This window comes from Erwinia sp. LJJL01, assembly GCF_047300805.2.
In the GTDB taxonomy this organism is placed as follows: domain Bacteria; phylum Pseudomonadota; class Gammaproteobacteria; order Enterobacterales; family Enterobacteriaceae; genus Erwinia; species Erwinia aphidicola.
The window spans coordinates 189090-210612 of the sequence record NZ_CP178576.1; the positions used below are offsets into that span (position 1 = coordinate 189090).

Genomic DNA, 21523 nt, shown 5'->3' on the forward strand with positions numbered 1-21523 from the left:
AAATAGTTAAATCTCTAATTGATTTAATTAAAAACCTCACCTTCATTTACAAAAGGAAAATAAAATGAAAGTTGTCTCTATGTTCTCAGCATCAACGGTTATCGGTGGCGCAATGAACCCAATTGAGGGGCTGGTAAAAGGTGCTCAACTGGGCTACACCACTGGCGCTGAAATTATGGGCATTATCGGTGGTCTTGCAATGGGTGCAGTATGCGGTATCGGTGGATTCTTGGGTGCATTCTTCGGTAGCTTTAAGTAGTACTGCGATAGAAATATACTTTTATACGATATCAATTTTCAACTAATAAGGACATTATATGAAAGCTGTTAAGCAAAGCCAGTTAACTGAAATTGTAGGTGGTTGGGACCCTTTCGGCGCTGCTCTTCAGGGGGCAACTAAAGCCTATAATACCGGTGCACAGATCCTTGGCCCACTGGGCGGGACCTTCACTGGTCTGATGGGCTTGATAGGTGGATTCATTGCTGGTTTCCTCTCTGCGTAAGCATTAGTTACACCAAGGCCCAAATTTATTTTGGGCCTGTTAATTCCAGTAAAATAAAATGAATCTATTCTCCTTTATTAGCTCACAAAAAAACACCCTGACACCATTAATAAGACAGCATGAATATACAGAGTGTGGTCTTGCCTGCCTTGCTATGGTTCTTGGTCATCACGGCCACCATACTTCTGTAAGCCAACTTCGTCGTGAATATACCGTATCTGAAGATGCCGGAACATCGATGGCTGATCTGCTGCAGTGGTCAAATAGCAAAGGACTTGAAGGCCGCATACTCAAAGGTAACATTAAAGAAGTTAAGAATATTTCTTTTCCGCTGATTGCCTTTTGGCGCGGAAATCATTTCGTGGTAATTGTAAAGTCTGATGTGAGAGGGATAACAATCCATGATCCTGCGTGTGGCATACGCACTTATAAATACAGTGAAGCCGAATCTCTGTTCTCTGGGTATGTTCTTGAACTCAAACCGACACAAGAGTTCAAATATCAGGATAAGCAGAAAAATTTCAAGCTCGAATTCATGGCAAGGTTCATATCGCAAGTGGCAAAAAAACAGCTTGTTCTGTTTCTTTTTTCACTATTTTCGCTGATCATTCTGCTTATCTCGCCATCCTATGTACAGCTAGTACTTGATGAAGCAATTGCACGCAATGATTTCGACCTGGCCATCTTGCTCACATTTATTTTTGCTATTGTATTTATTTTCGATGTTGCCAGTAAATTCATTAAGCAAATACTTGAGATTTGTATGCGAAACTTCGCCTATGATGATTTAAGTCAGCATATTCGTGGTTTCCTTTTACGCACTCATCCTTCCTATTTTCGTACCCGGCCAGTAGGTGTTATTCTCGCCATCGAGAAGTCACTTCATGCTTGTGCAGACTTTATCAGCAATGGTTACGTTCTCATTGTCTATTCAGCAATGATCGCGGTTTTCAGTATGATTTTCATGCTGTTTTATAACGTCTATATTGCTCTGATCACCCTGGCATCGATGGCAATCTTCCTGGCGATACGATTCATCCTAATTGGCCCCTACCAGCGCGCCGTGGATGACTCCATCACTAAAACTGCAGTGTACGAATCACTCTTAGTCGAAACACAAAAAGGTATTATCACTGTCAAAGCTAATAATATGGAGGTCAACCTCAACTCAATCATTGACCGATCCATGCGTGAGCACATCAATGGTTTGATGAAGCGTGAACGTTTGCTGGCTCGTTTCGATGCAGCTTCAGTCGGTGTGATAAATATCGAACAGTTGATTGTTGTTTGCTTCGGCGCATGGTCAATTCTAAAAGGTGAAATGACTATTGGTATGCTTTTTGCCTACCTGAGTTATAAACGCTACTTTGCCGATTCTGTCATTCAATTAGCGCACAAGTATCTTGATAAAAATGCTCTTCAGGGACCTCTTGAGCGCATCGGCGACTTAGTCACTTATCAGCGAGAAGATGCTCAGTATGGTGAACGTGTCATGACGCACGTCGATGAAATCGAATTCAATGAGGTAAGTTTTGCTTATCCGGCAAAATCAGTCACTTTACACAATATCTCCCTCACTCTGCACTATGGAGAAGAAACAGTCATTATAGGGCGCAGCGGATCCGGAAAAACAACTTTTCTGCGGCTGGTATCAGGTATTCTTGCAGCCAGCTCCGGTGAAATAAGGATCAACCAGCATCCTCTGACATCTTATAAACTTACCTCTTTGCGGGAGCATATACGCATTGTGCATGCTGATGATACCTTGTTTACAGGTAGCGTGGCAGAAAACATCGGTTGTTTTGATAGCGAGCTGGATCTGGAGAGAATTATTTGGGCCTGCAAACTTGCTGAAATCGATCATATTATTTCTGAGCTTGCTCATGGCTATGACACACCCTTTGTGCCGGGAAGCCCCTTTTTCTCTGCGGGTGAAGTTCAGCGCCTTGTCCTGGCTCGCGCACTCTATTCACGACCAGACTGGTTATTGTGCGATGAGGTAACGGCTAATTTGGATAAAGAGACTGCACAAAAGGTATTACAAAATCTTCGCAGCCTCAATATCGGTCTGGTTTTTGTCACACACTCTCCAGAGGTGGTATATCAGGGCGGGCAGCTCCTCAAGCTTGACCGTGGTAATTTAACAAAATTGGAAAATACTCCTCACGATGAAAGGAATCTGCAATGATCGCAAACTATTTGCATCAGTGGCTGGTGAAAATCGCCCTCAATCAGCCATGGGCCAGCAGGATTGAACAAAATTATTCACAGTTAATGGGAATATCACCAAATGATTATGTTCATGAATGGCTTATGGAGCATATCCTTGAAAAATTACGGCTGATGACGACATTGAGCATCAAGTCGCCTCGCCGCTGGGAGATAATATCTGCGCCATATCTTACTCCAGCTGTTCAGCAGTGGCTGGACATTACGCAACTCTACCAGCAGCGTACACTGTTGCCGCTTTTGCGTTGGACGGGGCTTCCCCTGATACTGAATCAGATAAAATTACATGCCCCTGACTATTTTCAGCTAAAAATTATTACTACTGATGAGCTCTATCACTCGTTCAACAGTGACTCCTGTTCTTTTTTTTCTCAACAGCCGATGGCCGTCGTCGTTTTTATGGATGAACGGTTACCGATGTCATTCAGACAACCGATTAAATTCAACAAAAATCGATTCTTTGTTACGGCCTGTCGCGCACAGGTTCTGAACCGACTCAAGCTGTCGATTACCACTCTTTTACCTGTTAACCGCTGTTTAGAACCTCTTTATTCTATCACCGGCAATCGTTATCAATCCGATCAGTACCAACTGGCCGTAAATGATACGTTTAAACATCTTGAATCTTTCCCTGCCCCCTGGGGGAAATGGGATGATATTTCTGTTTTATTGCATGGATAAGCTATGTCATTAATTAAAAACCGCAAGGAACATCTACCGGTGGTTACCGGAAATAAATACGCCCGCATTTACCGGATTAACATTCCGACGCTTAAGACTGTCTCTACTCTTTTTTCATTGTTCTTTATTTGCTTACTGACTTATTCGATTATCATTGATTTCTCCGAAACAACTCCGGCACGCGGGGTTATTATTAGTGCGAAAGGTGATGCTGAAGTACGGGCTAAAGCATCAGGTACAATAGTCGATATCCCTGTTACAGTCGGGCAGTATATTGAAGAGAATCAGGTACTGTTTACTCTGACTCAAGACTATGGTGGAAAAGATGGCTCGGTGATCGATTATGAAGCTAAACGCTACCAGCAAGAAAAAAATCGTGCTGAGATTCGCATCAGGGAGTTAAAACTATCGGTTGAAAAGCTTAAAGCCAATCTTATCCTGCAGCATAAGTTAATAGATGCGCAGATTGCAGCATCAGAGATCAAAGTAAATAAAACTAAAGAGTTGGTTAAAAATACTCAGCAGACTTTAGACTCTTATAAGAAGATGATTGATAGAGGTTATGTTTCACAGCTTGACTTGAATCAACGCACTAACGATCTCCTGAATGCACAGTTAAATCTGAAGCTGGAGGAAACCTCAATACTCCAGCTGGAAAGCAATAAAAGTAGCCTGACAAACAATACTAATTTTCAAATTGACGATTTGTCAAACCAAGCATTGAGTCTCAGCAGTAGAGTTAGCGAAATAGATCGCACTCTTGCATCACGTGGTAGTAAGAGTCTGGCTATGTTAGCCCCTATTAGTGGCTATGTTGTTGCGATTAACTTCCCACCTGGCCGGGCTGTTACTCAAGACAATGAAGTGGTTATGGTCATTCGTCACGATCTGAACAGCCCACTTGAGGGATATGTCTATATTCCATCAACAGGGGCTGGAAGGATTCACCCTGGTGAATCGGTGAAAGTACATTTCGATGCCTGGCCAGTGGATAAATATGGCACGGTCACCACCACGCTCAAAGATTTTTACCCAGTGAATATTGATGCTAAATCGGCATTAATCACTCTGCCTCAGGGGCAGACATGGTATCTGGCACGTATCAGTCTTCCTGCCAGTTTTACTGACCCAAATAAACATCCGCGGTTATTGATGGGAGGTATGACCCTGGGCGCTGATATTGTGGTAGATAAAAAACCCCTTATCGCCATGCTGATAGCACCGTTAGATCGGGTCAGGGCACGTTTTCTTGGCAGTGATGATTAGCCTTAACTCTTTCTCATTAATCCAATGATGTGTCTCTAACATTGGCGGATTAAACGCCGCCATAACCACTCCATCGGCCCCTGGCGGAAAACGCGCAGCCACAGGGTGGAAAACAACAGGTTAATCAGCCAGATCGCCGGCACCAGCATCAACAACTGCAGGCGATCCAGCTGATTAAACAGCGCAAAGTGATTAAATAGCGTGGTGCAGATCAGCGTCTGTAACAGGTAGTTACTCAGCGCCATCCGTCCTACGGCGGTAATGCCGTGCGTGATGCGAAAACGCTGTAACTGCGGCCAGAAACCGAAGCATAACGCGGCATAGCCCAGCGCCTGCAGCGGCGCACTGATTTCACGAGGCACCTGCAGGAAGAAGCCGGACCAGCGGAAATCCCACTGCGTTACCCACTGCATGACGATCGACGGCAGCTCAATCGCCAGGCCTGCGGTGATGAGGATCAGTCCGCTGCGACGATAGTGCTGCAGGCTGTAGGTGCCCTGCAGCCAGCCGCTGCGCATCAGCGCGGCGCCCAGCATCATCAGCCCCGCCAGCTGCCAGCCATACTGCGCCGCCAGCGCCATCAGCGCAGAACCCAGCATATCGAGACGATTAAACGCCGCTTCCCCACCGCCCTGAGTCCGCCAGAAGGTTTCATACTGCACCTCGGCCGCACCCGGCAGCCAGGAGCTGTTAGGCGTGGGTCCGGACGCCAACCCGAGCACCACCAGCACCGCGCTACCGATCAGGTAAAGCATCACGCCGGTGTTAAACAGCTGCCGCGTACCCGGCACGTCGCGGATCATGCGCCACGCAATTAACCCCACCAGCCCATAGGCCAGCAGGATATCGCCCTCCCACAGCAGCAGCGCATGCAGTAAACCGAAGATCACCAGCCACGACAGGCGCGACTGGATCCAGCGCTTGCCGCGTGGCAGCAGCAGTTGCAGCCCGGCGCCGAACAGAATGGCAAACAGCGTAAGGAATTTCGCCTGCGCCAGCAGATCCATGCTCGCCCATACCCAGAAATCGCTGGCGGACGGTAGCCCCTGCCAGGCAGGATTAAGATAGGCGGCCTTCGGCAGGCCAAAAGCGGTGATATTCAGCAGCAGGATGCCGAGGATCGCCATCCCACGCACAAAATCCAGCGGAACAATACGCGGCATAAAAGGTTCCACATCAGGGATGCTGAGGCCATTACGGGCGGACCGATAAACAGGGTCCGCCCCTGAGAGGGATAATCAGTTAACGGTGGCGTACGGAGCGCAGAAACTCCTGGCGAGTGTTCTGGCTCGATTTGAACAGCCCACCCAGTGAAGTGGTGGTGGTGGCGCTGGTGGCATCACGAATACCGCGTGCTTTCACGCAATAGTGAACGGCATCGATCGATACGGCCACATTATTCGTGCCGAGCAGCGTTTGCAGTGCCAGCAGGATCTGCTGCGTCAATCGTTCCTGCACCTGCGGGCGCGAGGAGAAGAACTGCACGATACGGTTGATTTTCGACAGGCCAATCACCTTATCTTTCGGAATATACGCCACGGTCGCCTGGCCATCGATAATCACAAAATGGTGTTCGCAGGTGCTGGTCAGCGTGATATCACGCACCGTTACCATCTCGTCCACTTTCATTTTGTTTTCAATCAGGGTGATTTTCGGGAAGTTGGCGTAATCCAGGCCGGAAAACACTTCATTAACGTACATTTTGGCGATGCGCTGCGGGGTTTCCGCCAGGCTGTCATCTTCGAGATCGAGATTGAGCAGCTGCATAATCTCGGTCATGTGACCGGCGATCAGCGCTTTACGCGTGTCATCATCCATGTCGCGCACGGGTGAACGCAGCGGGGTTTCCAGACCACGGGCAAGCAGTGCTTCGTGAACGAGTGTGGCTTCCTGACTCAACGTCGCCATGATTTTCTTTCTCCGGCAGGTGTGACTTGCCAGGATAAACAGTCCTGGCGAAAATTCTGAGGCGCTATTTTGGTACACATTGCCGGTGTAATCCAGTGAATCAGAACAATTGACGATGAAACTGCTTCATTCAGCCATCGCGTCACGCTGCCACACCAGCAGGCCGGCGATCAGCAGCGCTACGCCTGCCACATACAGCGCCGGTTCCAGCCGGTGCGTTAACGCGGTGGAGGCAGCCGACAGCAGCGGCCCCACCAACTGCCCTACCGCATAACCGGTGGTAAGCAGCCCGGCGAGATAGCGCGTATGCTGCGGTGCCAGTTCACGCGCGTACTGCAGCGACAGCTGCACCACGCAGAGGAAGCCGCCGCCGACCAGTGCGGCCCCCAGCGCCAGCCCGCCCAGTCCGGGCAGCAGATCGGAGGCAAATACGCCCAACGCCTGCACCCACAGCACCAGCGCCAGGCGGCAGTTACTGCTGCCCAGATGACGCGTGAGGATGCCAATCACAATGCCGATCACCGCTGCCCCACCAAATACCGGCCAGACAAACTGGCTGATCAGGCCGGGGAAGCGGGTGGTCGCCATCTGGGCCAGAAAGGTGGCGGGCAGAATGTAACCAAACCCGGCCAGGCTGTAGCTCCACACCAGCCGCTTCAGGCCCGTCGTCAGGCGCAGCGGCTCCGGCGCAATATCCGGGCGATGAAGCTGACCGGTGCGTGGCAGCGTGCGGGCGATCAGCGCCACCAGAATCAGCGCCAGCACGCCGTAAGCGGCCCACGCCCAGGCCGCGGAAACCTGCAGGCTGTGCAGCCCGACGGCCAGCATGCCGCTGATAAAAATCCCGGTGCCGGGGCCGGCAAAAACGGCGGCGCTGAGGCCCGGGCGCTGGTAGCGGTGCAGCTGCTCGTTGCTCCAGGCGGCGATCAGCACCATCCCCCAGCCGCTGGCCCAGCCGATCAGGAAGCGCACCACGCCGTGCAGCCACGGCCCGGAGACGCAGGCCGACAGCAGCGTCAGCAGCACGGCGCCCCAGATGCCGGCCTGTAAGCGCCACTCTACCCGGCGCGTGGCGCGCATGGCGTCAAACGAGCCGCACAAATATCCCAGATAGTTTAAGGCCGCCACCACCGCCGCGCTGGTCAGCGACAGCTGATGTTCGGCTATCATTAATGGCACCTGCGGCGTAAAGGCAAAACGCCCAATCCCCATTGCTACTACCAGCGCCAGAAAGGCGCTAAACGCGACGCGCACAGCCATTTTTACCTCAGATTCTGTTTTTCAGTTGCCACCAGCATGGGGGATGAGTAAACTCACGAAAAGTGAATAATAGTAATCAAGTTACTTACAATAAGAGAATACATGGATCTGACCCAGCTAAAAATGTTCTGTGCCGTGGCCGAAAGCGGATCGGTGGTGCGCGCGGCGGAGCAGCTTCATCGCGTCCCGTCCAACCTCACCACTCGCCTGCGCCAGCTGGAAGAAGAGCTGGGCACCGATCTGTTTATCCGCGAAAAACAGCGCCTGCGCCTGTCGCCGATGGGGCATAATTTTCTCTGCTATGCCCAGCGCATTCTGGCGCTGAGCGAGGAAGCGCTCAATATGGCGAAAGGCGGCGAACCAGCGGGTAATTTCGCGCTCGGTTCAATGGAAAGCACCGCCGCCACTCGCCTGCCCACCCTGTTGGCCGAGTTTCATCAGCGCTATCCGGCCGTATCGCTGGCGCTGAGTACCGGCACTTCCGGCGATATTATCGAGCGCGTGCGCGCCGGTACGCTGGCCGCCGCGCTCGTCGACGGTCCAATCAACGTTGATGAGCTGAACAGCTGTAAAGCCTTTCCTGAGCAGATGGTGTTGATCTCAAGCACCGAGCATGCCCTGATAACCCAGCCGGCTGACGCCGCAGGCTGTACATTGTTTGGCTTTCGTCCCAGCTGCTCCTATCGCGTGCGCTTTGAGAACTGGTTCCGCGCCGCCGGGGTACAGCCCGGCAACGTGATGGAGATCCAGTCCTATCATGCCATGCTGGCCTGCGTGGCCAGCGGTGGCGGCCTGGCACTGTTACCCGCCGCCGTGCTGGAGCAGATGCCCGGTCGCGAGCGCGTGCGCCAGCACCCCATCCCCGCTGAATTACGTGATACCGACACCTGGCTGGTGTGGCGTCGCGATGCTTTCACCCCCAACGTGGAAGCGCTGAAGTACCTGATTATTGAACAATTTGACGAGAAGTCCAGCGATTAGCGGCGCTTTTCCTCAACCCTGGTTACGCTTAACTCTCTCCACGACTGACAGGAAAAAAATATATGCAGATGATTAAAACACGCGCCGCCGTAGCCTGGGCCGCCGGTGAGCCGCTGAAGATTGAAGAAGTGGATCTGATGCCGCCGCAAAAAGGCGAAGTGCTGGTGCGCATCGTCGCCACCGGCGTATGCCACACCGATGCCTACACCCTTTCTGGCAAAGATCCGGAAGGCGTGTTCCCGGCGATCCTCGGCCATGAAGGCGGCGGCGTGGTGGAAGCCATCGGTGAAGGCGTGACCAGCGTCGCGGTTGGCGACCACGTTATCCCGCTTTACACTCCGGAATGCGGCAAGTGTAAATTCTGCCTGTCCGGTAAAACTAACCTGTGCCAGGCAATCCGCACCACCCAGGGCAAGGGCCTGATGCCGGACGGCACCACCCGCTTCTTTAAAGACGGCCAGCCGATCTTCCACTATATGGGTACCTCTACCTTCTCTGAGTACACCGTGGTGCCAGAAATCTCGCTGGCGGTGGTCAGTAAAGAAGCGCCGCTGGAAGAAGTGTGCCTGCTGGGCTGTGGGGTGACCACCGGCATGGGCGCGGTGATGAACACCGCGAAAGTGAAGGAAGGCGATACCGTGGCGATCTTCGGCCTTGGCGGCATCGGTCTGTCGGCGATTATCGGCGCTAAAATGGCCAAGGCTGGGCGCATTATTGGCATCGATATCAACACCAGCAAATACGACCTGGCGCGCAAGCTCGGTGCCACTGACCTGATCAACCCGAAAGATTTCGATAAGCCGATTCAGGACGTGATTGTCGAAATGACCGACGGCGGCGTCGACTTCTCCTTTGAATGTATCGGCAACGTCAACGTGATGCGTTCCGCACTGGAGTGCTGCCACAAGGGCTGGGGCGAGTCAGTGATTATCGGCGTGGCCGGTGCAGGCGAAGAGATCGCTACCCGTCCCTTCCAGCTGGTGACCGGACGCGTATGGCGCGGTTCCGCCTTTGGTGGCGTGAAGGGCCGTTCGCAGCTGCCGGGCATTGTTGAGCGTTACATGAACGGTGAGTTCCAGCTTAACGACTTCATTACCCACACCATGCCGCTGGAAGAGATTAACGAAGCGTTTGACCTGATGCACGAAGGCAAATCCATTCGCTCTGTGATTCATTTCAACAAGAAATAAGCGAGGAAAGGATGCCATCCACACTGGAGCTTTTAGAAGAACATCGCCTGTTTGGCGGCTGGCAGCAGCGCTATCGCCACCCATCAACCAGCCTCAACTGCGCGATGACCTTTAGCGTATTCCTGCCTGGCCCAAAAGGCAGTACCCCGCCGCCGGTAGTGTACTTCCTCGCGGGGCTGACCTGCAGCGATGAGAACTTCAGCGTTAAGTCCGGCGCGCAGCGCGTAGCCGCCGAACTGGGGCTGGTGCTGGTGATGCCGGATACCAGCCCGCGCGGCGAAGGCGTTGCCAATGACGAGGGCTATGACCTCGGCCAGGGCGCCGGGTTCTACCTCAATGCCACCGAGGCACCGTGGGCGAGCCATTTTCGCATGTACGACTACATCAACGATGAGCTACCGGCACTGATTTCCGGTAATTTCAACGTCAGCGATCGTCAGGCGATAATGGGGCACTCGATGGGCGGCCACGGCGCGCTGATGATTGCGCTGCGTAATCCGGGGAAATTCAGCTCGGTGTCGGCATTTGCCCCTATCGTCAATCCGCTGGAAGTGCCGTGGGGGCAAAAAGCCTTCCGCGCTTATCTGGGTGATGATGAGACGACGTGGCGTCAATACGACAGCTGCTGGCTGATGCGTAACGGCGGTGCGGTGCTGCCGATGCTGATCGACCAGGGGGACAGCGATCAGTTCCTCGCCGACCAGCTGCGGCCGCAGCGGCTGGAAGAGATTGCGCTGGAGGTGAAGTATCCGTTAACGGTGCGTGAGCAGCCGGGATACGACCACAGCTACTTCTTTATCGCCAGTTTTGTTGAGGATCACCTGCGCTTCCATGCGCAGCATCTGCTGGCATAAAACCGGGCCGACCGAAACAGAGGGTCGGCCCCTACATGATTGCGCCCAGAGGCCGACCTTTTTTTCCGGTCGGCCCATAATCACATTGCGCCCAGAAGCCGACCTATTTTTTCCGGTCGGCCCATAATCAAAACGCCGGTGATTCAACTAATCCATCGATTAATACCTGCGGGGTGCCCTGCGAACAGCGCTCAATGCGCCCTTTCACGCCGTACACCCGTGCCAGGCTCTGCGGCGTGATCACCTCTTCTGGCAATCCATCCGCTATCAGCTCGCCGTTCTGCAACATCAGCACATGCTCACCGTGGCGCAGCGCGATATTGATATCGTGTACCACTACCACCGTGACGATATTGCGCAGCCGCGTTTCGCGCCGCACCAGATCCATCACGTGGAACTGGTAGTTCAGATCCAGCGCGCTAAGCGGTTCATCCAGCAGCAGCAGCTCCGGGCGGCGGATCAATGACTGCGCCAGGCCCACCAGCTGCTTCTGCCCGCCGGAAAGCTGGTCGAGATAGCTGAGCGCCAGATGAGCGATCCCCAACTGCTCCAGCAGCGCCATCACTTCCGCTTCGCTGGCAGCACTGCTCCGCCCGCCGCTGGCGCGCTGCGCCACGATAATCGACTCCAGCACGTGCAGATGCACCCCGGCGGGCAGCGACTGCGGCAGGTAGACCACGCGGCTGGCGCGGCGGGCAAACGGCAGCGCCATCAGCTCTTCACCATTGAGCCACAGCTCACCTGAGGCGCGGTTAAGCCCCGCCAGCGAGCGCAGCAGCGTCGATTTACCGCAGCCATTCGGCCCCAGCAGTACGGTGATTTTGCCGCGTGGCAGCATGGGCACATTGAGGTCGCTGATAATCTGGCGCTTCGGATAACCGGCGTTAAAGCCGCTGATTTTTAACCCCTGCATCAGACACTCCCTCGGTGGCGCAGAATAATACTCAGGAAGAACGGCACGCCCACCAGCGAGGTCACAATGCCCACTGGAATGATCACACCGGGGATCAAATTCTTCGACACCACCGAGGCCATCGACAGCACCAGCGCCCCGGTCAGCGCACTGGCAGGCAGATAGAAGCGGTGATCTTCGCCAAACAGCATTCGAGCGATATGCGGTGCCACCAGGCCGATAAAGCCAATGGGCCCGACGAACGCCACCGCCAGCGCGGAGATAATGCTGATGCGCAGCAGCGTCGCGAGGCGCAGGCGGCGCACGTCGATGCCAAAGCTGACGGCGCGATCTTCGCCAAGGCGCAGCGCGGTCAGTTTCCAGCTGCTCAGCAGCGAAAACGGCACCAGCACCAGCAGCGCGATGCACAGCACGCCCAGTTTATCCCACGACGCGCGCGCCAGGCTGCCCATGGTCCAGAATACCAGCCCCTGCAGGGTGTCTTCGCTGGCGATAAACTGCATCATCGACACCAGCGCGTTGAAGGTGAACACCAGCGCAATGCCGAACAGCACCACGCCGGAGGTTGCCACCTGCGTCCAGCGCGTTACCGCATCCAGCATCAGCGCGGCAAACAGCGCAAAGACAAACGCATTGGCGGAGATAAACCACTGATCGGGAATGCCCGGAATACCGATGCCCAGCACAATCGCCAGCGCGGCGCCAAACGCGGCGGCGGAGGAGACGCCAAGGGTAAACGGACTGGCCAGCGGGTTATTCAGGATGGTTTGCATCTCAGCCCCGGCGAGGCCCAGCCCCAGCCCAACCACCACCGCCATCAGCGCATAGGGCAGGCGAATATCCCAAACGATCACCCGGGTGCCGGCATCAACCGTTTCCGGCGACAGCAGCGTTTGCCACAGCGTGGAGAGCGACAGGCCCGAAGGGCCAAGGGTAAAGTCCAGCACCAGCGAGGCGACAATCGCCAGCAGCAGAATCGCCATCATCAGCAGGCGGTGGCGCAGCAGCTGATGGTAGCGCCCCATCACGCCTTCAGGAGGCTGCGCGGCAGAGGTCGCCAGCGGTTCGTGGGTTACACTCATTTGAATCCCTGTTTTTCTGTTCAGGTGCAATAAAATAGAGCAAATGATAATACGTATCAGTAATATTTGTAATCCCAGATTTCAGAATAAAAAAAGGCGCGGAGAGCCCGCGCCTGAGTTAACTTTCCGCCCGATTTATTTCTCGAATTTCGGGAATTCCATCTCGCTGTACTTCACGAAACGCGTTTTGCGCGTCAGCTTGAAGCCGAACCAGATAATCAGGAACAGCGGGATACCGATGTAGGTTGCCGCCACGCCGCCCCAGTCGATGGTGTCGGACAGGAATGCCTGGTAGTTCTGGCCGAGGGTAATAATCAGGCACAGCACGAAGGCGAAGATCGGCCCCAGCGGGAAGAAGCCGGAGCGGTAAGGCAGATCGGCCAGATCGTGCCCCTGCGCCACATAACCGCGGCGGAAGCGGTAGTGGCTGATAGCAATCCCGAGCCAGGCGATAAAGCCGGTCATGCCCGAGGTATTCAGCAGCCACAGGTAGACGGTCTGATTACCAAACATGGAGGTCAGGAAGCACAGGCCCGCGACCACGGTGGTGGCATACAGCGCATTACGCGGCACGCCGCCTTTCGACAGCCTGGCGAAAATGCGCGGCGCTTTGCCTTCAGACGCCAGGGTGTAGAGCATACGCGTGGAGGCGTACATGCCGGAGTTACCCGCCGACAGTACCGCCGTCAGGATCACCGCATTCATCACCGCCGCAGCCGACAGCAGGCCTGCGTGCTGGAACACCAGGGTGAACGGGCTGACGCTGATGTCTTTCACATCGTTGCGCAGCAGGCTCGGGTCGGTGTACGGGATGATCAGGCTGATCACCAGAATGGCCAACACATAGAATAGCAGGATACGCCAGAACACCTGGCGCACCGCGCGCGGAATGTTCTTCGCCGGATCTTCCGATTCCCCGGCGGCGATGCCGATAAGCTCGGTGCCCTGGAAGGAGAAGCCGACAATCATCGCCACGCCGATCATGGCGGCAAACCCACCGGAGAATGGCGCATCGCCAATCTGCCAGTTGTGCCAGCCCGCGCTCTCACCGCCGCGCAGAATGCCGACGATCATCGCCACACCGACAATAATAAAGATGATCACGGTGGCGACCTTGATCAGCGAGAACCAGTATTCCGCTTCGCCGAAGCCTTTCACCGAGATGTAGTTAAGCAGGAAGATCAGGCAGAGGAACAGCGCGCTCCAGATCCAGCCAGGGGTATCCGGGAACCACCAGGTCATCACCAGCTGTGAGGCGACGAGGTCAACGGCGATGGTCACCGCCCAGTTGTACCAGTAGTTCCAGCCCAGCGCGAAGCCGAAGCCCTCTTCGACGTATTTCGCGCCGTAGGTAGAAAATGAGCCTGAGACCGGCATAAACGCCGCCAGCTCACCGAGGCTGGTCATCAGGAAGTAAACCATCAGGCCGATCAGCGCGTATGAGAGTAGCGCCCCGCCCGGGCCAGCCTGCGAAATGGTCGCGCCAGAGGCGACAAACAGACCGGTACCAATTGAACCGCCAATGGCGATCATCGTTAAATGACGAGCTTTAAGCTCACGCCTTAACCCAGGCGGTTGTGTTGTTTTTGTGTCATGATCCATGTTTTAACGCTGCGCCTTGCAAAAAATGAGGCGCGATTATAGCAACATGGGCATCCCGGTATAGCGATAACGCCACGTTATAAGTTAGCTTCATGATCGGCGGCGGATTATTAGCGCGGGTACGTCAGGTGTAAACCCTCAGCACGGGGCGAGCGAAAAAATGGTCGCCCCCTGCGGGGGATCGTCGGCCCGGTTACTCGGTGCAGTAACTCAGGAAACGGCTCAGCGCTTTCGAAATATGCTTCTGGCGGTGGTGAATGCGGTACAGCGTGCGCTTGAGCGCGGGCAGCGGTATCGACACTTCCACCAGCGTTCCCATCTCCAGCTGCTCGGCAATCACCCGCCGCGACAGGCAGCTGATCCCCATGCCGTGGCGCACCGCATTTTTAATCGCCTCCGAATTGCCCAGCTCCAGCGCCAGCTCAAACTGCGGCAGGTGCGACAGCAGCAGATAATCGACAATCTCACGCGTGCCGGAACCGTGCTCACGCAGGATCCATGGCGCAGCCGCCAGGCTTTTCAGTGAGACCGGCTGGCTGAGGATCGCGGCACCCGGTGCGGCAAACACCACCAGCTCATCTTCCAGCCACGGCTCGGTGATCAGCTCGGCCATATGGCACGGCCCCTCAATTAAGCCAATATCGACGCGAAAATCCGCCACGGCGGTGATCACATCCTGACTGTTGCCGACGCTCATCTCCAGCGGCAGCGCCGGGAAATCGCGGCGATAGTTAGCGATCATCCCCGGCAGTAGATAGTTGCCAATGGTGCTACTGGCCGACACGCGCAGCGCGCCGTTATCTTCGCGAAACAGCTGCTCGATCTCCAGCGCCTGCTCCAGCAATCCGACCGCGCGCGGATACAGCAGGCGGCCATGCTCGTTAATGACCAGCCGTTTACCGACGCGGTCAAACAGCTGCACGCTGAGCTGCCCCTCCAGATCGGCGAGGGCGGCGCTGACGGCCGACTGCGACAGCGCCAGCACCTGAGATGCCTGGGTGGTCGATCCGCTTTTCAGCACCTCGGTAAAAACTTCCAGCTGGCGCAGCGTGATATGCATAGTTGTTCCTTACTGTTATTGCGGCGCATCGGGCCTCGATCAGACGATGACGCGTTAACACTTATAGTGGTTAATTATAAATATATAATCAATTTCTCTTTTATACCAGCCCCCCTCATTATGTGGATATTGCATAAGGAGAAGAGATCATGGCTGAACTGAATATTACTCATCATCATCCGCGTCCAACGCGTTTTGCTCCCGGCGTATTGCTGGCGCTGGTTATTGCCGCTGCGGCGATCTGGCTGGGCAACCAACCGCATATCGCCGCGCTGGGCCTGGGATCGTTAACGCTGGCGATTATCGGCGGGATCGTGGTCGGTAATAGCGTCTATCCGCGCATTGCCGTGCGCTGTGACAGCGGGGTCGTGCTGGCCAAACAGCGCCTGCTGCGCGCCGGTATCGTGCTGTATGGTTTTCGCTTAACTCTGCAACAGCTTACTGATGTCGGCATTAGCGGTGTGATTATCGATGCGCTGACGCTCAGCTCCACCTTCGTGCTTGCCTGCTGGCTGGGGCAGCGCGTGCTGGGGCTGGACCGTGATACCAGCTGGCTGATCGGCGCGGGTAGCAGCATCTGCGGCGCCGCGGCGGTACTGGCGACCGAGCCGGTGGTGAAAGCGGACCCGGCCAAAGTCGCGGTCGCCATTGCGACAGTAGTGATTTTCGGCACGCTGGCAATCTTTATCTATCCGCTGATGTGGCCGCTGGTGAGCCACTGGCTGCCGCAGGTCAGCGCCAGTGAATTCGGCGTCTATACCGGTTCCACCATGCATGAAGTGGCGCAGGTAGTGGCCGCCGGTCACGCGATTGGCCCGGATGCGGAGAACTCAGCGGTCATCGCCAAACTGCTGCGCGTGATGATGCTTGCGCCGTTCCTGGTGCTGCTGGCAGCGCGGGTGCGCCGCAGTGACAGCAGCAAAAGCAGCGGACCGATTACCTTCCCGTGGTTCGCGCTGATGTTCATTGTGGTCACGCTGTTTAACTCGCTGCATCTGCTGCCGCCGGTGGTGATTAGTTATATCAATCAGCTGGATAACATCTTACTGGCAACGGCGATGGCGGCGCTTGGCCTGACCACCCATGCTGGCTCACTGAAAAAGGCGGGCCTGAAACCCCTGCTGCTCGGACTGATGCTGTTTGTCTGGCTGATTGTCGGTGGCGGTGCGATCAATCTGGCGGTCGCGCATTTGATGGCATAATTCCTGCCGTTTTCCGGTTATGATGATGCGCCTGCATTGCGCAGAATCATTAACAGGAGAACGGCATGAAATATATCGGTGCCCACGTCAGCGCGGCTGGCGGTGTGGATCAGGCGGTACAACGCGCATATGAACTGGAAGCGACTGCTTTCGCGCTCTTTACCAAAAACCAGCGCCAGTGGCGCGCGTCTCCGCTGACTGATGAAGTGATTTCCGCCTTTCGCCTCGCCTGTGAAAAGTATCACTACACGCCCGGGCAGATCCTGCCGCACGACAGCTACCTGATTAACCTCGGCCACCCGGTGAGTGAAGCGCTGGAGAAGTCGCGCGAAGCTTTCCATGATGAAGTAACGCGCTGCATGCAGCTCGGCCTGACGCTGCTGAACTTCCATCCCGGCAGCCATCTGCATCAGATTAGCGAAGAGGATTGCCTGAAGCGTATCGCCGAGTCGATCAATATCGTGCTGGATAAAACCGAAGGGGTGACGGCGGTGATCGAAAACACCGCCGGTCAGGGCAGCAATCTTGGCTTCCGCTTTGAACATCTGGCCGCGATTATCGACGGCGTTGAGGATAAATCCCGCGTCGGCGTCTGCATTGATACCTGCCATGCATTTGCCGGGGGCTACGATCTGCGCACGGAAGATGAGTGCGTGAAAACCTTTGCCGAGTTTGAGCGTATCGTTGGCTTCCAGTATCTGCGCGGGATGCACCTCAATGATGCCAAGAGCGAGTTTAACAGCCGCGTCGACCGTCACCACAGTCTTGGCGAAGGCAACATTGGTAAAACGGTGTTTAGCTGGCTAATGAAGGATGCGCGTTTTGACGGGATCCCGATGATTCTGGAAACCGTTAACCCGGATATCTGGAAAGATGAGATTGCGTGGCTGAAGTCGGAACAGCGTTAAAAAAAGTAGGGGTCAGGCATGCCTGACCCCTTTTGATAACCTGTTACCAGGGCGAGGCATGCCCCGCCCCTACGGTGATAAGATTACACTTTCAGTGCTTCTGCTTCCGGGCGCTTCAGCACCGCGTAAGCCAGGCCAGCAATGAGCGTACCGACGATAATCGCCCCCAGGTAGCCCAGCACCGGGGTAATAGCGCCAGGGATCAGCAGTACAAACAGACCGCCGTGTGGCGCCATCAGTTTGGCACCAATCGCCATCGACATCGCACCCGTTACCGCACCACCGATGATGCAGCAAGGCAGGACGCGCATCGGGTCACGCGCCGCAAACGGAATCGCACCTTCAGAAATAAAGCACAGTCCCAGTACCAGCGCCGCTTTGCCGCCTTCCTGCTGACCCTTGTTGAACTTCTTACGCGCAACCAGCGTCGCCAGGCCCATCGCCAGCGGTGGCACCATACCGGCGGCCATAATCGCTGCCATAGGCGCGTAGGTTTGTGAGCTTAACAGCCCAACGCCGAACGCGTAGGCCACTTTGTTCACCGGGCCGCCCATATCAGTACACATCATGCCGCCGAGAATCGCCCCCAGTACGACCGCGTTGGCGGTACCCAGGTTCGCCAGCCACGCGGTCAGACCGGACATAATGCCGGCAACCGGTGTGCCCACGACATAGATCATCAGCAGACCGGTGATCAGGCTGGCAACCAGCGGAATGATCAGGATCGGCTTCAGCGCTTCCATACTGGTCGGCAGTTTCACCTTCGAGCTGAGGAACTTCGCGGCATAGCCGGCAATGAAACCGGCGATAATCCCACCAAGGAAGCCGGCGTTAATGCTGGTGGCGATCATCCCGCCAATCAGCCCCGGGGTCAGACCCGGACGGTCGGCAATCGAGAAGGCAATAAAACCTGCCAGCACCGGCACCATCAGGGCGAAGGCACTGCCACCCCCGATCTGCATCAGCGCCGCAGCCAGCGTACCCTGCTCTTTAAACGCGGTGATACCAAAGGCAAACGACAGCGCGATGCTCAGACCCCCTGCGACCACCATCGGCAGCATGTAAGAGACGCCGGTCAGCAGATGCCGATAAGCCCCCGCTTTCTCTTTCTTATCTTCGGTAGCGGAAGAGTGGCCGCCCTGCGGCTGATATGGCTTGGCTTCCGCCACGGCCTTATCCAGTTCCTGCGCGGTTTTCTTCAGCGCAAGTCCGGTAGAGGTGCGGTACATCGGCTTGCCGGCAAACTTCGCCAGATCCACTTCAATATCCGCCGCGACGATCACCAGGTCGGCCTCTGCCACCTCTTCCGCAGTGATTGCGTTACCCGCGCCCACTGAACCACGGGTTTCCACCTTCACCCACCAGCCGCGCTTTTTCGCTTCGGTGTCGATGGCTTCCGCCGCCATAAAGGTGTGCGCCACGCCGGTCGGGCAAGCAGTGACGGCCACGATGCGTTTTGGCCCTTTGCTGGCGGCCGCAGCCGGTGCCGGTGCCGCGCTCACCGCTGGCGCAGTGTACGGCTGGGCGTCAGTCTGCGCTTTCGCCAGCACTTGTGCAGGTTCGCGCATCAGCTGCTCGATATCCGCCAGATAGATGGCTTTACCGTTCAGCGTGCTGTCCGCTGGAATATTTTTACCTGCAACAATGACCTGGTCCGCCTCTGCCGGATTATCCGTCAGCGTCAGACCGGCTTTTGCAGCAGCCGCAGTGGTGATATTTTTTGCCAGATAGCCCGTTGCCAGTCCCAGCGAAGAATCGATTATCAGCAGCGTTTTCATTTAGCTTCTCCTGCTGTTAGTTATAGGGTTGTAGGTCGACACGCGCCATCATCGCGGCCAACTGGGTACGATCGGTAACGCCCACGTTGCTCTGGCTGACGGCCATCGCCGCCACTGCCGTTGCAAGACGCAGTGTATGCTCGCTGGATTCGCGCATCAGCAGGCCGTAGATCAGCCCGCCAACCATCGAATCACCGGCACCCACGGTGCTTACAACTTCACAGGCAGGTGGTTTTGCAATCCATTCGCCTGAAGCATTCACCCACAGCGCCCCTTCGGCACCGAGAGAGATCACCACGTGTGCGATACCCTGCTCACGCAGCGCATGTGCTGCTTCAATCACATCTTGTAATGTCGGGAGTTTACGCCCCGCCCAGATTTCCAGCTCGCGGCGGTTAGGCTTGACCAGCCACGGCGCGGCTTTCAGGCCAGCGACCAGCGCCTCACGGCTGCTGTCAAAAATAATGCACGGGCAGTGGGTACGCAGCTGCGTCATCCATTCGGTGAACGCATCCGGATCGACGCCTGCTGGCAGACTGCCGCTGACGCAGACCATGTCGAACTGACCCAGCCAGGTCAGCGAGTCGGCGGTGAAGCGCTCCCAGTCCTGAGCGGTGACTTCAAAACCAGAGAAGTTCAGGTCGGTCACGTCGCCATCTTTTTCAGTCAGCTTTACGTTGATACGCGTGCGCCCTTCCACCACCTGGAAGCGGTTGGCGATGCCAAGGTCGCTAAAAAGGTGCTGGAAGCCGTCCTGATTCTCTTTGCCGAGGAAGCCGCCAACGGTGACGTCGATGCCGAGATCCTTCAGCACTTTGGCCACGTTGATGCCCTTGCCGGCCGCGTGCAGCCCGGTGGTTTTTACCAGGTTGACTTCTCCGCGTTCAACTTCCGGCACGTACCCGACCAGGTCATAGGCCGGGTTGAGGGTAATGGTGGCTACGCGTCTGCTCATGCTGCCCCCTCACCCAGGCCGGAAGCGATGGCGGCGCCGATGGCATCCAGCGCGGCGCGGGCATCTTCACCGCTGGCGGTGAAGCGCAGACGGTGGCCTTTTTTCACGCCCAGCGCGACCACTTTCATCAGGCTGCGGCCGTTAGCGGGCTTGCCGCTGCCGTCGAGGTTAGTCACGGTGACATCACAGTTGAACTGCTTGATCACGCTGACCAGGGCGGTGCCCGGACGGGCATGCAGGCCATGTTCATTACGAATGCTGAACTCTTCGGTCAGCACGTCTGCCTGTTCGGACACTTCGCTGGTTAACAGCGCGAGGATCCCGGCGGCATCGGCGCTCAGCAGGCGATCGGCTTTCTGCTGGATCAGCAGATCGCTTAAATAGTTGAGCACGGTTAATGGCTGGTCATCGGCGACGGATACGGTGATCAGCAGCTGTGCAGTTTCACCATTAACATCAAATGGTGCGGCAGCGCGGCTGATTGCCACGGCGCTGGCGAGGTTACCGCTGGTGCTGTCGCTCAGCCAGATGCCCTGCCCGAGGTTCAGCGGCTTACCGGCAATCACGCAGGTCAGGAATGAGGCATCTACCGCGCCCGCCTGCTGTAAACGCCCGGCGTTCAGCGCCTGCAGGGTCATCAGATCGCTGGCTGCAACGTCGGTGGCAATCAGCGAGGTATCAAATTTGAATTCGGCGGCCAGCTTCTCACCCATCAGGATGCTGCGCAGAGTTTCGGCGGAGTCGGCCGTTTTCAGCTGTTCCGTTACGCTGTCATCGCTCAGTACGTGCGTCAGCTGGCGCAGCAGTGCCAGATGCTCGTCAGACTTCGCCGCAATGCCGATCACCACATAGGCGGTCTGATCGTCACCCCAGGCGATGCCCTGCGGGAACTGGAATACCTGCACACCGGTTTTCAGCACCAGGTCGCGGGTATCGGTGGTACCGTGCGGAATAGCGATGCCGTTACCCAGATAGGTAGAGGTCTGCTGTTCACGCGCCAGCATGCCGTTTACGTAGCCTTCGCCCACGTTACCTGCTGCGGTCAGCGCGGCAGCAACCTGACGAATGGCATCCTGTTTGTCGCCGGCCTGGGCACCAGGCTTAATGGCGTTGAGTTCTAACTGGAACATGGTTCTCCTCGCTGCTGAATT

Annotated in this window: 20 protein-coding genes; 10 read left to right on the forward strand and 10 right to left on the reverse strand. The window is 55.9% G+C overall.

What is annotated here, in order from left to right:
* Nucleotides 1–64 precede the first annotated feature (64 nt).
* Genes ACLI4M_RS01750 through ACLI4M_RS01770 form a run of 5 tightly spaced genes read left to right on the forward strand, consistent with a single transcriptional unit; the run spans nt 65 to nt 4679 of the window.
* Nucleotides 65–259 (forward strand): hypothetical protein, encoded by a 195-nt coding sequence (locus ACLI4M_RS01750; protein ID WP_133623257.1) that lies wholly within the window; start codon nt 65–67, stop codon nt 257–259.
* 58 nt (nt 260–317) lie between these two features.
* A complete protein-coding gene (locus ACLI4M_RS01755) occupies nt 318–503 on the forward strand; it encodes a hypothetical protein (protein WP_133623256.1) in 186 nt (61 codons plus the stop codon).
* Between the two features lie 58 nt (nt 504–561).
* Nucleotides 562–2691, forward strand: coding sequence for a peptidase domain-containing ABC transporter (locus ACLI4M_RS01760; RefSeq protein WP_133623255.1), 2130 nt, complete (start codon nt 562–564; stop codon nt 2689–2691).
* The gene (locus tag ACLI4M_RS01765; protein ID WP_133623254.1) at nt 2688–3413 is read left to right on the forward strand and encodes a hypothetical protein; all 726 of its coding nucleotides are present in this window, start codon (nt 2688–2690) and stop codon (nt 3411–3413) included. The genes ACLI4M_RS01760 and ACLI4M_RS01765 overlap by 4 nt, the downstream gene beginning before the upstream one ends.
* A 3-nt stretch (nt 3414–3416) precedes the next feature.
* Nucleotides 3417–4679: an HlyD family secretion protein gene (locus ACLI4M_RS01770; RefSeq protein WP_133623253.1), complete on the forward strand. Its 1263-nt coding sequence runs from the start codon at nt 3417–3419 to the stop codon at nt 4677–4679.
* A gap of 35 nt (nt 4680–4714) precedes the next feature.
* On the opposite strand, the gene yeiB is transcribed toward ACLI4M_RS01770, so the two are convergent.
* The 3 genes from yeiB to ACLI4M_RS01785 all read right to left on the reverse strand — a co-directional run bounded on the left by yeiB (nt 4715) and on the right by ACLI4M_RS01785 (nt 7847).
* On the reverse strand, nt 4715–5842 hold the full coding sequence (yeiB, locus tag ACLI4M_RS01775) for a DUF418 domain-containing protein YeiB (protein WP_133623252.1): 1128 nt from the start codon (nt 5840–5842) through the stop codon (nt 4715–4717).
* A gap of 79 nt (nt 5843–5921) precedes the next feature.
* On the reverse strand, nt 5922–6587 hold the full coding sequence (gene folE / locus ACLI4M_RS01780; protein WP_048915529.1) for a GTP cyclohydrolase I FolE: 666 nt from the start codon (nt 6585–6587) through the stop codon (nt 5922–5924).
* Between the two features lie 126 nt (nt 6588–6713).
* Complete coding sequence (locus tag ACLI4M_RS01785) at nt 6714–7847, reverse strand: YbfB/YjiJ family MFS transporter (RefSeq protein WP_133623251.1); 1134 nt, start codon at nt 7845–7847, stop codon at nt 6714–6716.
* Nucleotides 7848–7949: 102 nt separating this feature from the next.
* Between ACLI4M_RS01785 and ptrR the strand changes: the two genes are divergently transcribed.
* The 3 genes from ptrR to fghA all read left to right on the forward strand — a co-directional run bounded on the left by ptrR (nt 7950) and on the right by fghA (nt 10872).
* Nucleotides 7950–8828: a putrescine utilization regulator PtrR gene (gene ptrR, locus ACLI4M_RS01790; RefSeq protein ID WP_133623250.1), complete on the forward strand. Its 879-nt coding sequence runs from the start codon at nt 7950–7952 to the stop codon at nt 8826–8828.
* Nucleotides 8829–8890: 62 nt separating this feature from the next.
* Nucleotides 8891–10018 (forward strand): S-(hydroxymethyl)glutathione dehydrogenase/class III alcohol dehydrogenase, encoded by a 1128-nt coding sequence (locus tag ACLI4M_RS01795; protein WP_048915527.1) that lies wholly within the window; start codon nt 8891–8893, stop codon nt 10016–10018.
* A gap of 11 nt (nt 10019–10029) precedes the next feature.
* A complete protein-coding gene (gene fghA, locus ACLI4M_RS01800) occupies nt 10030–10872 on the forward strand; it encodes an S-formylglutathione hydrolase (protein WP_048915526.1) in 843 nt (280 codons plus the stop codon).
* A gap of 127 nt (nt 10873–10999) precedes the next feature.
* On the opposite strand, the gene ACLI4M_RS01805 is transcribed toward fghA, so the two are convergent.
* From ACLI4M_RS01805 to yieE, 4 genes are all read right to left on the reverse strand, one after another.
* A complete protein-coding gene (locus ACLI4M_RS01805; protein WP_048915525.1) occupies nt 11000–11785 on the reverse strand; it encodes an ABC transporter ATP-binding protein in 786 nt (261 codons plus the stop codon).
* On the reverse strand, nt 11785–12867 hold the full coding sequence (locus ACLI4M_RS01810; RefSeq protein WP_133623249.1) for a FecCD family ABC transporter permease: 1083 nt from the start codon (nt 12865–12867) through the stop codon (nt 11785–11787). The genes ACLI4M_RS01805 and ACLI4M_RS01810 overlap by 1 nt, the downstream gene beginning before the upstream one ends.
* 135 nt (nt 12868–13002) lie before the next feature.
* Nucleotides 13003–14469: an amino acid permease gene (locus ACLI4M_RS01815; RefSeq protein ID WP_133623248.1), complete on the reverse strand. Its 1467-nt coding sequence runs from the start codon at nt 14467–14469 to the stop codon at nt 13003–13005.
* Between the two features lie 193 nt (nt 14470–14662).
* A complete protein-coding gene (gene yieE / locus ACLI4M_RS01820; protein WP_048915520.1) occupies nt 14663–15529 on the reverse strand; it encodes a DNA-binding transcriptional regulator YeiE in 867 nt (288 codons plus the stop codon).
* Between the two features lie 149 nt (nt 15530–15678).
* Here yieE and ACLI4M_RS01825 point away from each other — a divergent pair, with 149 nt between their 5' ends.
* Complete coding sequence (locus tag ACLI4M_RS01825; RefSeq protein WP_133623247.1) at nt 15679–16731, forward strand: YeiH family putative sulfate export transporter; 1053 nt, start codon at nt 15679–15681, stop codon at nt 16729–16731.
* Nucleotides 16732–16796: 65 nt separating this feature from the next.
* Complete coding sequence (nfo, locus tag ACLI4M_RS01830; RefSeq protein ID WP_048915518.1) at nt 16797–17639, forward strand: deoxyribonuclease IV; 843 nt, start codon at nt 16797–16799, stop codon at nt 17637–17639.
* A gap of 83 nt (nt 17640–17722) precedes the next feature.
* On the opposite strand, the gene fruA is transcribed toward nfo, so the two are convergent.
* From fruA to fruB, 3 genes are read right to left on the reverse strand one after another with little or no spacing between them, the layout of a single operon-like run.
* Nucleotides 17723–19417, reverse strand: a complete 1695-nt coding sequence (gene fruA, locus ACLI4M_RS01835) for a PTS fructose transporter subunit IIBC (RefSeq protein WP_048915517.1) — start codon at nt 19415–19417, stop codon at nt 17723–17725.
* A 16-nt stretch (nt 19418–19433) separates the two neighbouring features.
* Nucleotides 19434–20372, reverse strand: a complete 939-nt coding sequence (gene fruK, locus ACLI4M_RS01840) for a 1-phosphofructokinase (RefSeq protein ID WP_048915516.1) — start codon at nt 20370–20372, stop codon at nt 19434–19436.
* Entirely contained in the window at nt 20369–21502 is a 1134-nt protein-coding gene (gene fruB, locus ACLI4M_RS01845; protein WP_048915515.1) for a fused PTS fructose transporter subunit IIA/HPr protein, read from the reverse strand. The genes fruK and fruB overlap by 4 nt, the downstream gene beginning before the upstream one ends.
* Nucleotides 21503–21523 lie beyond the last annotated feature (21 nt).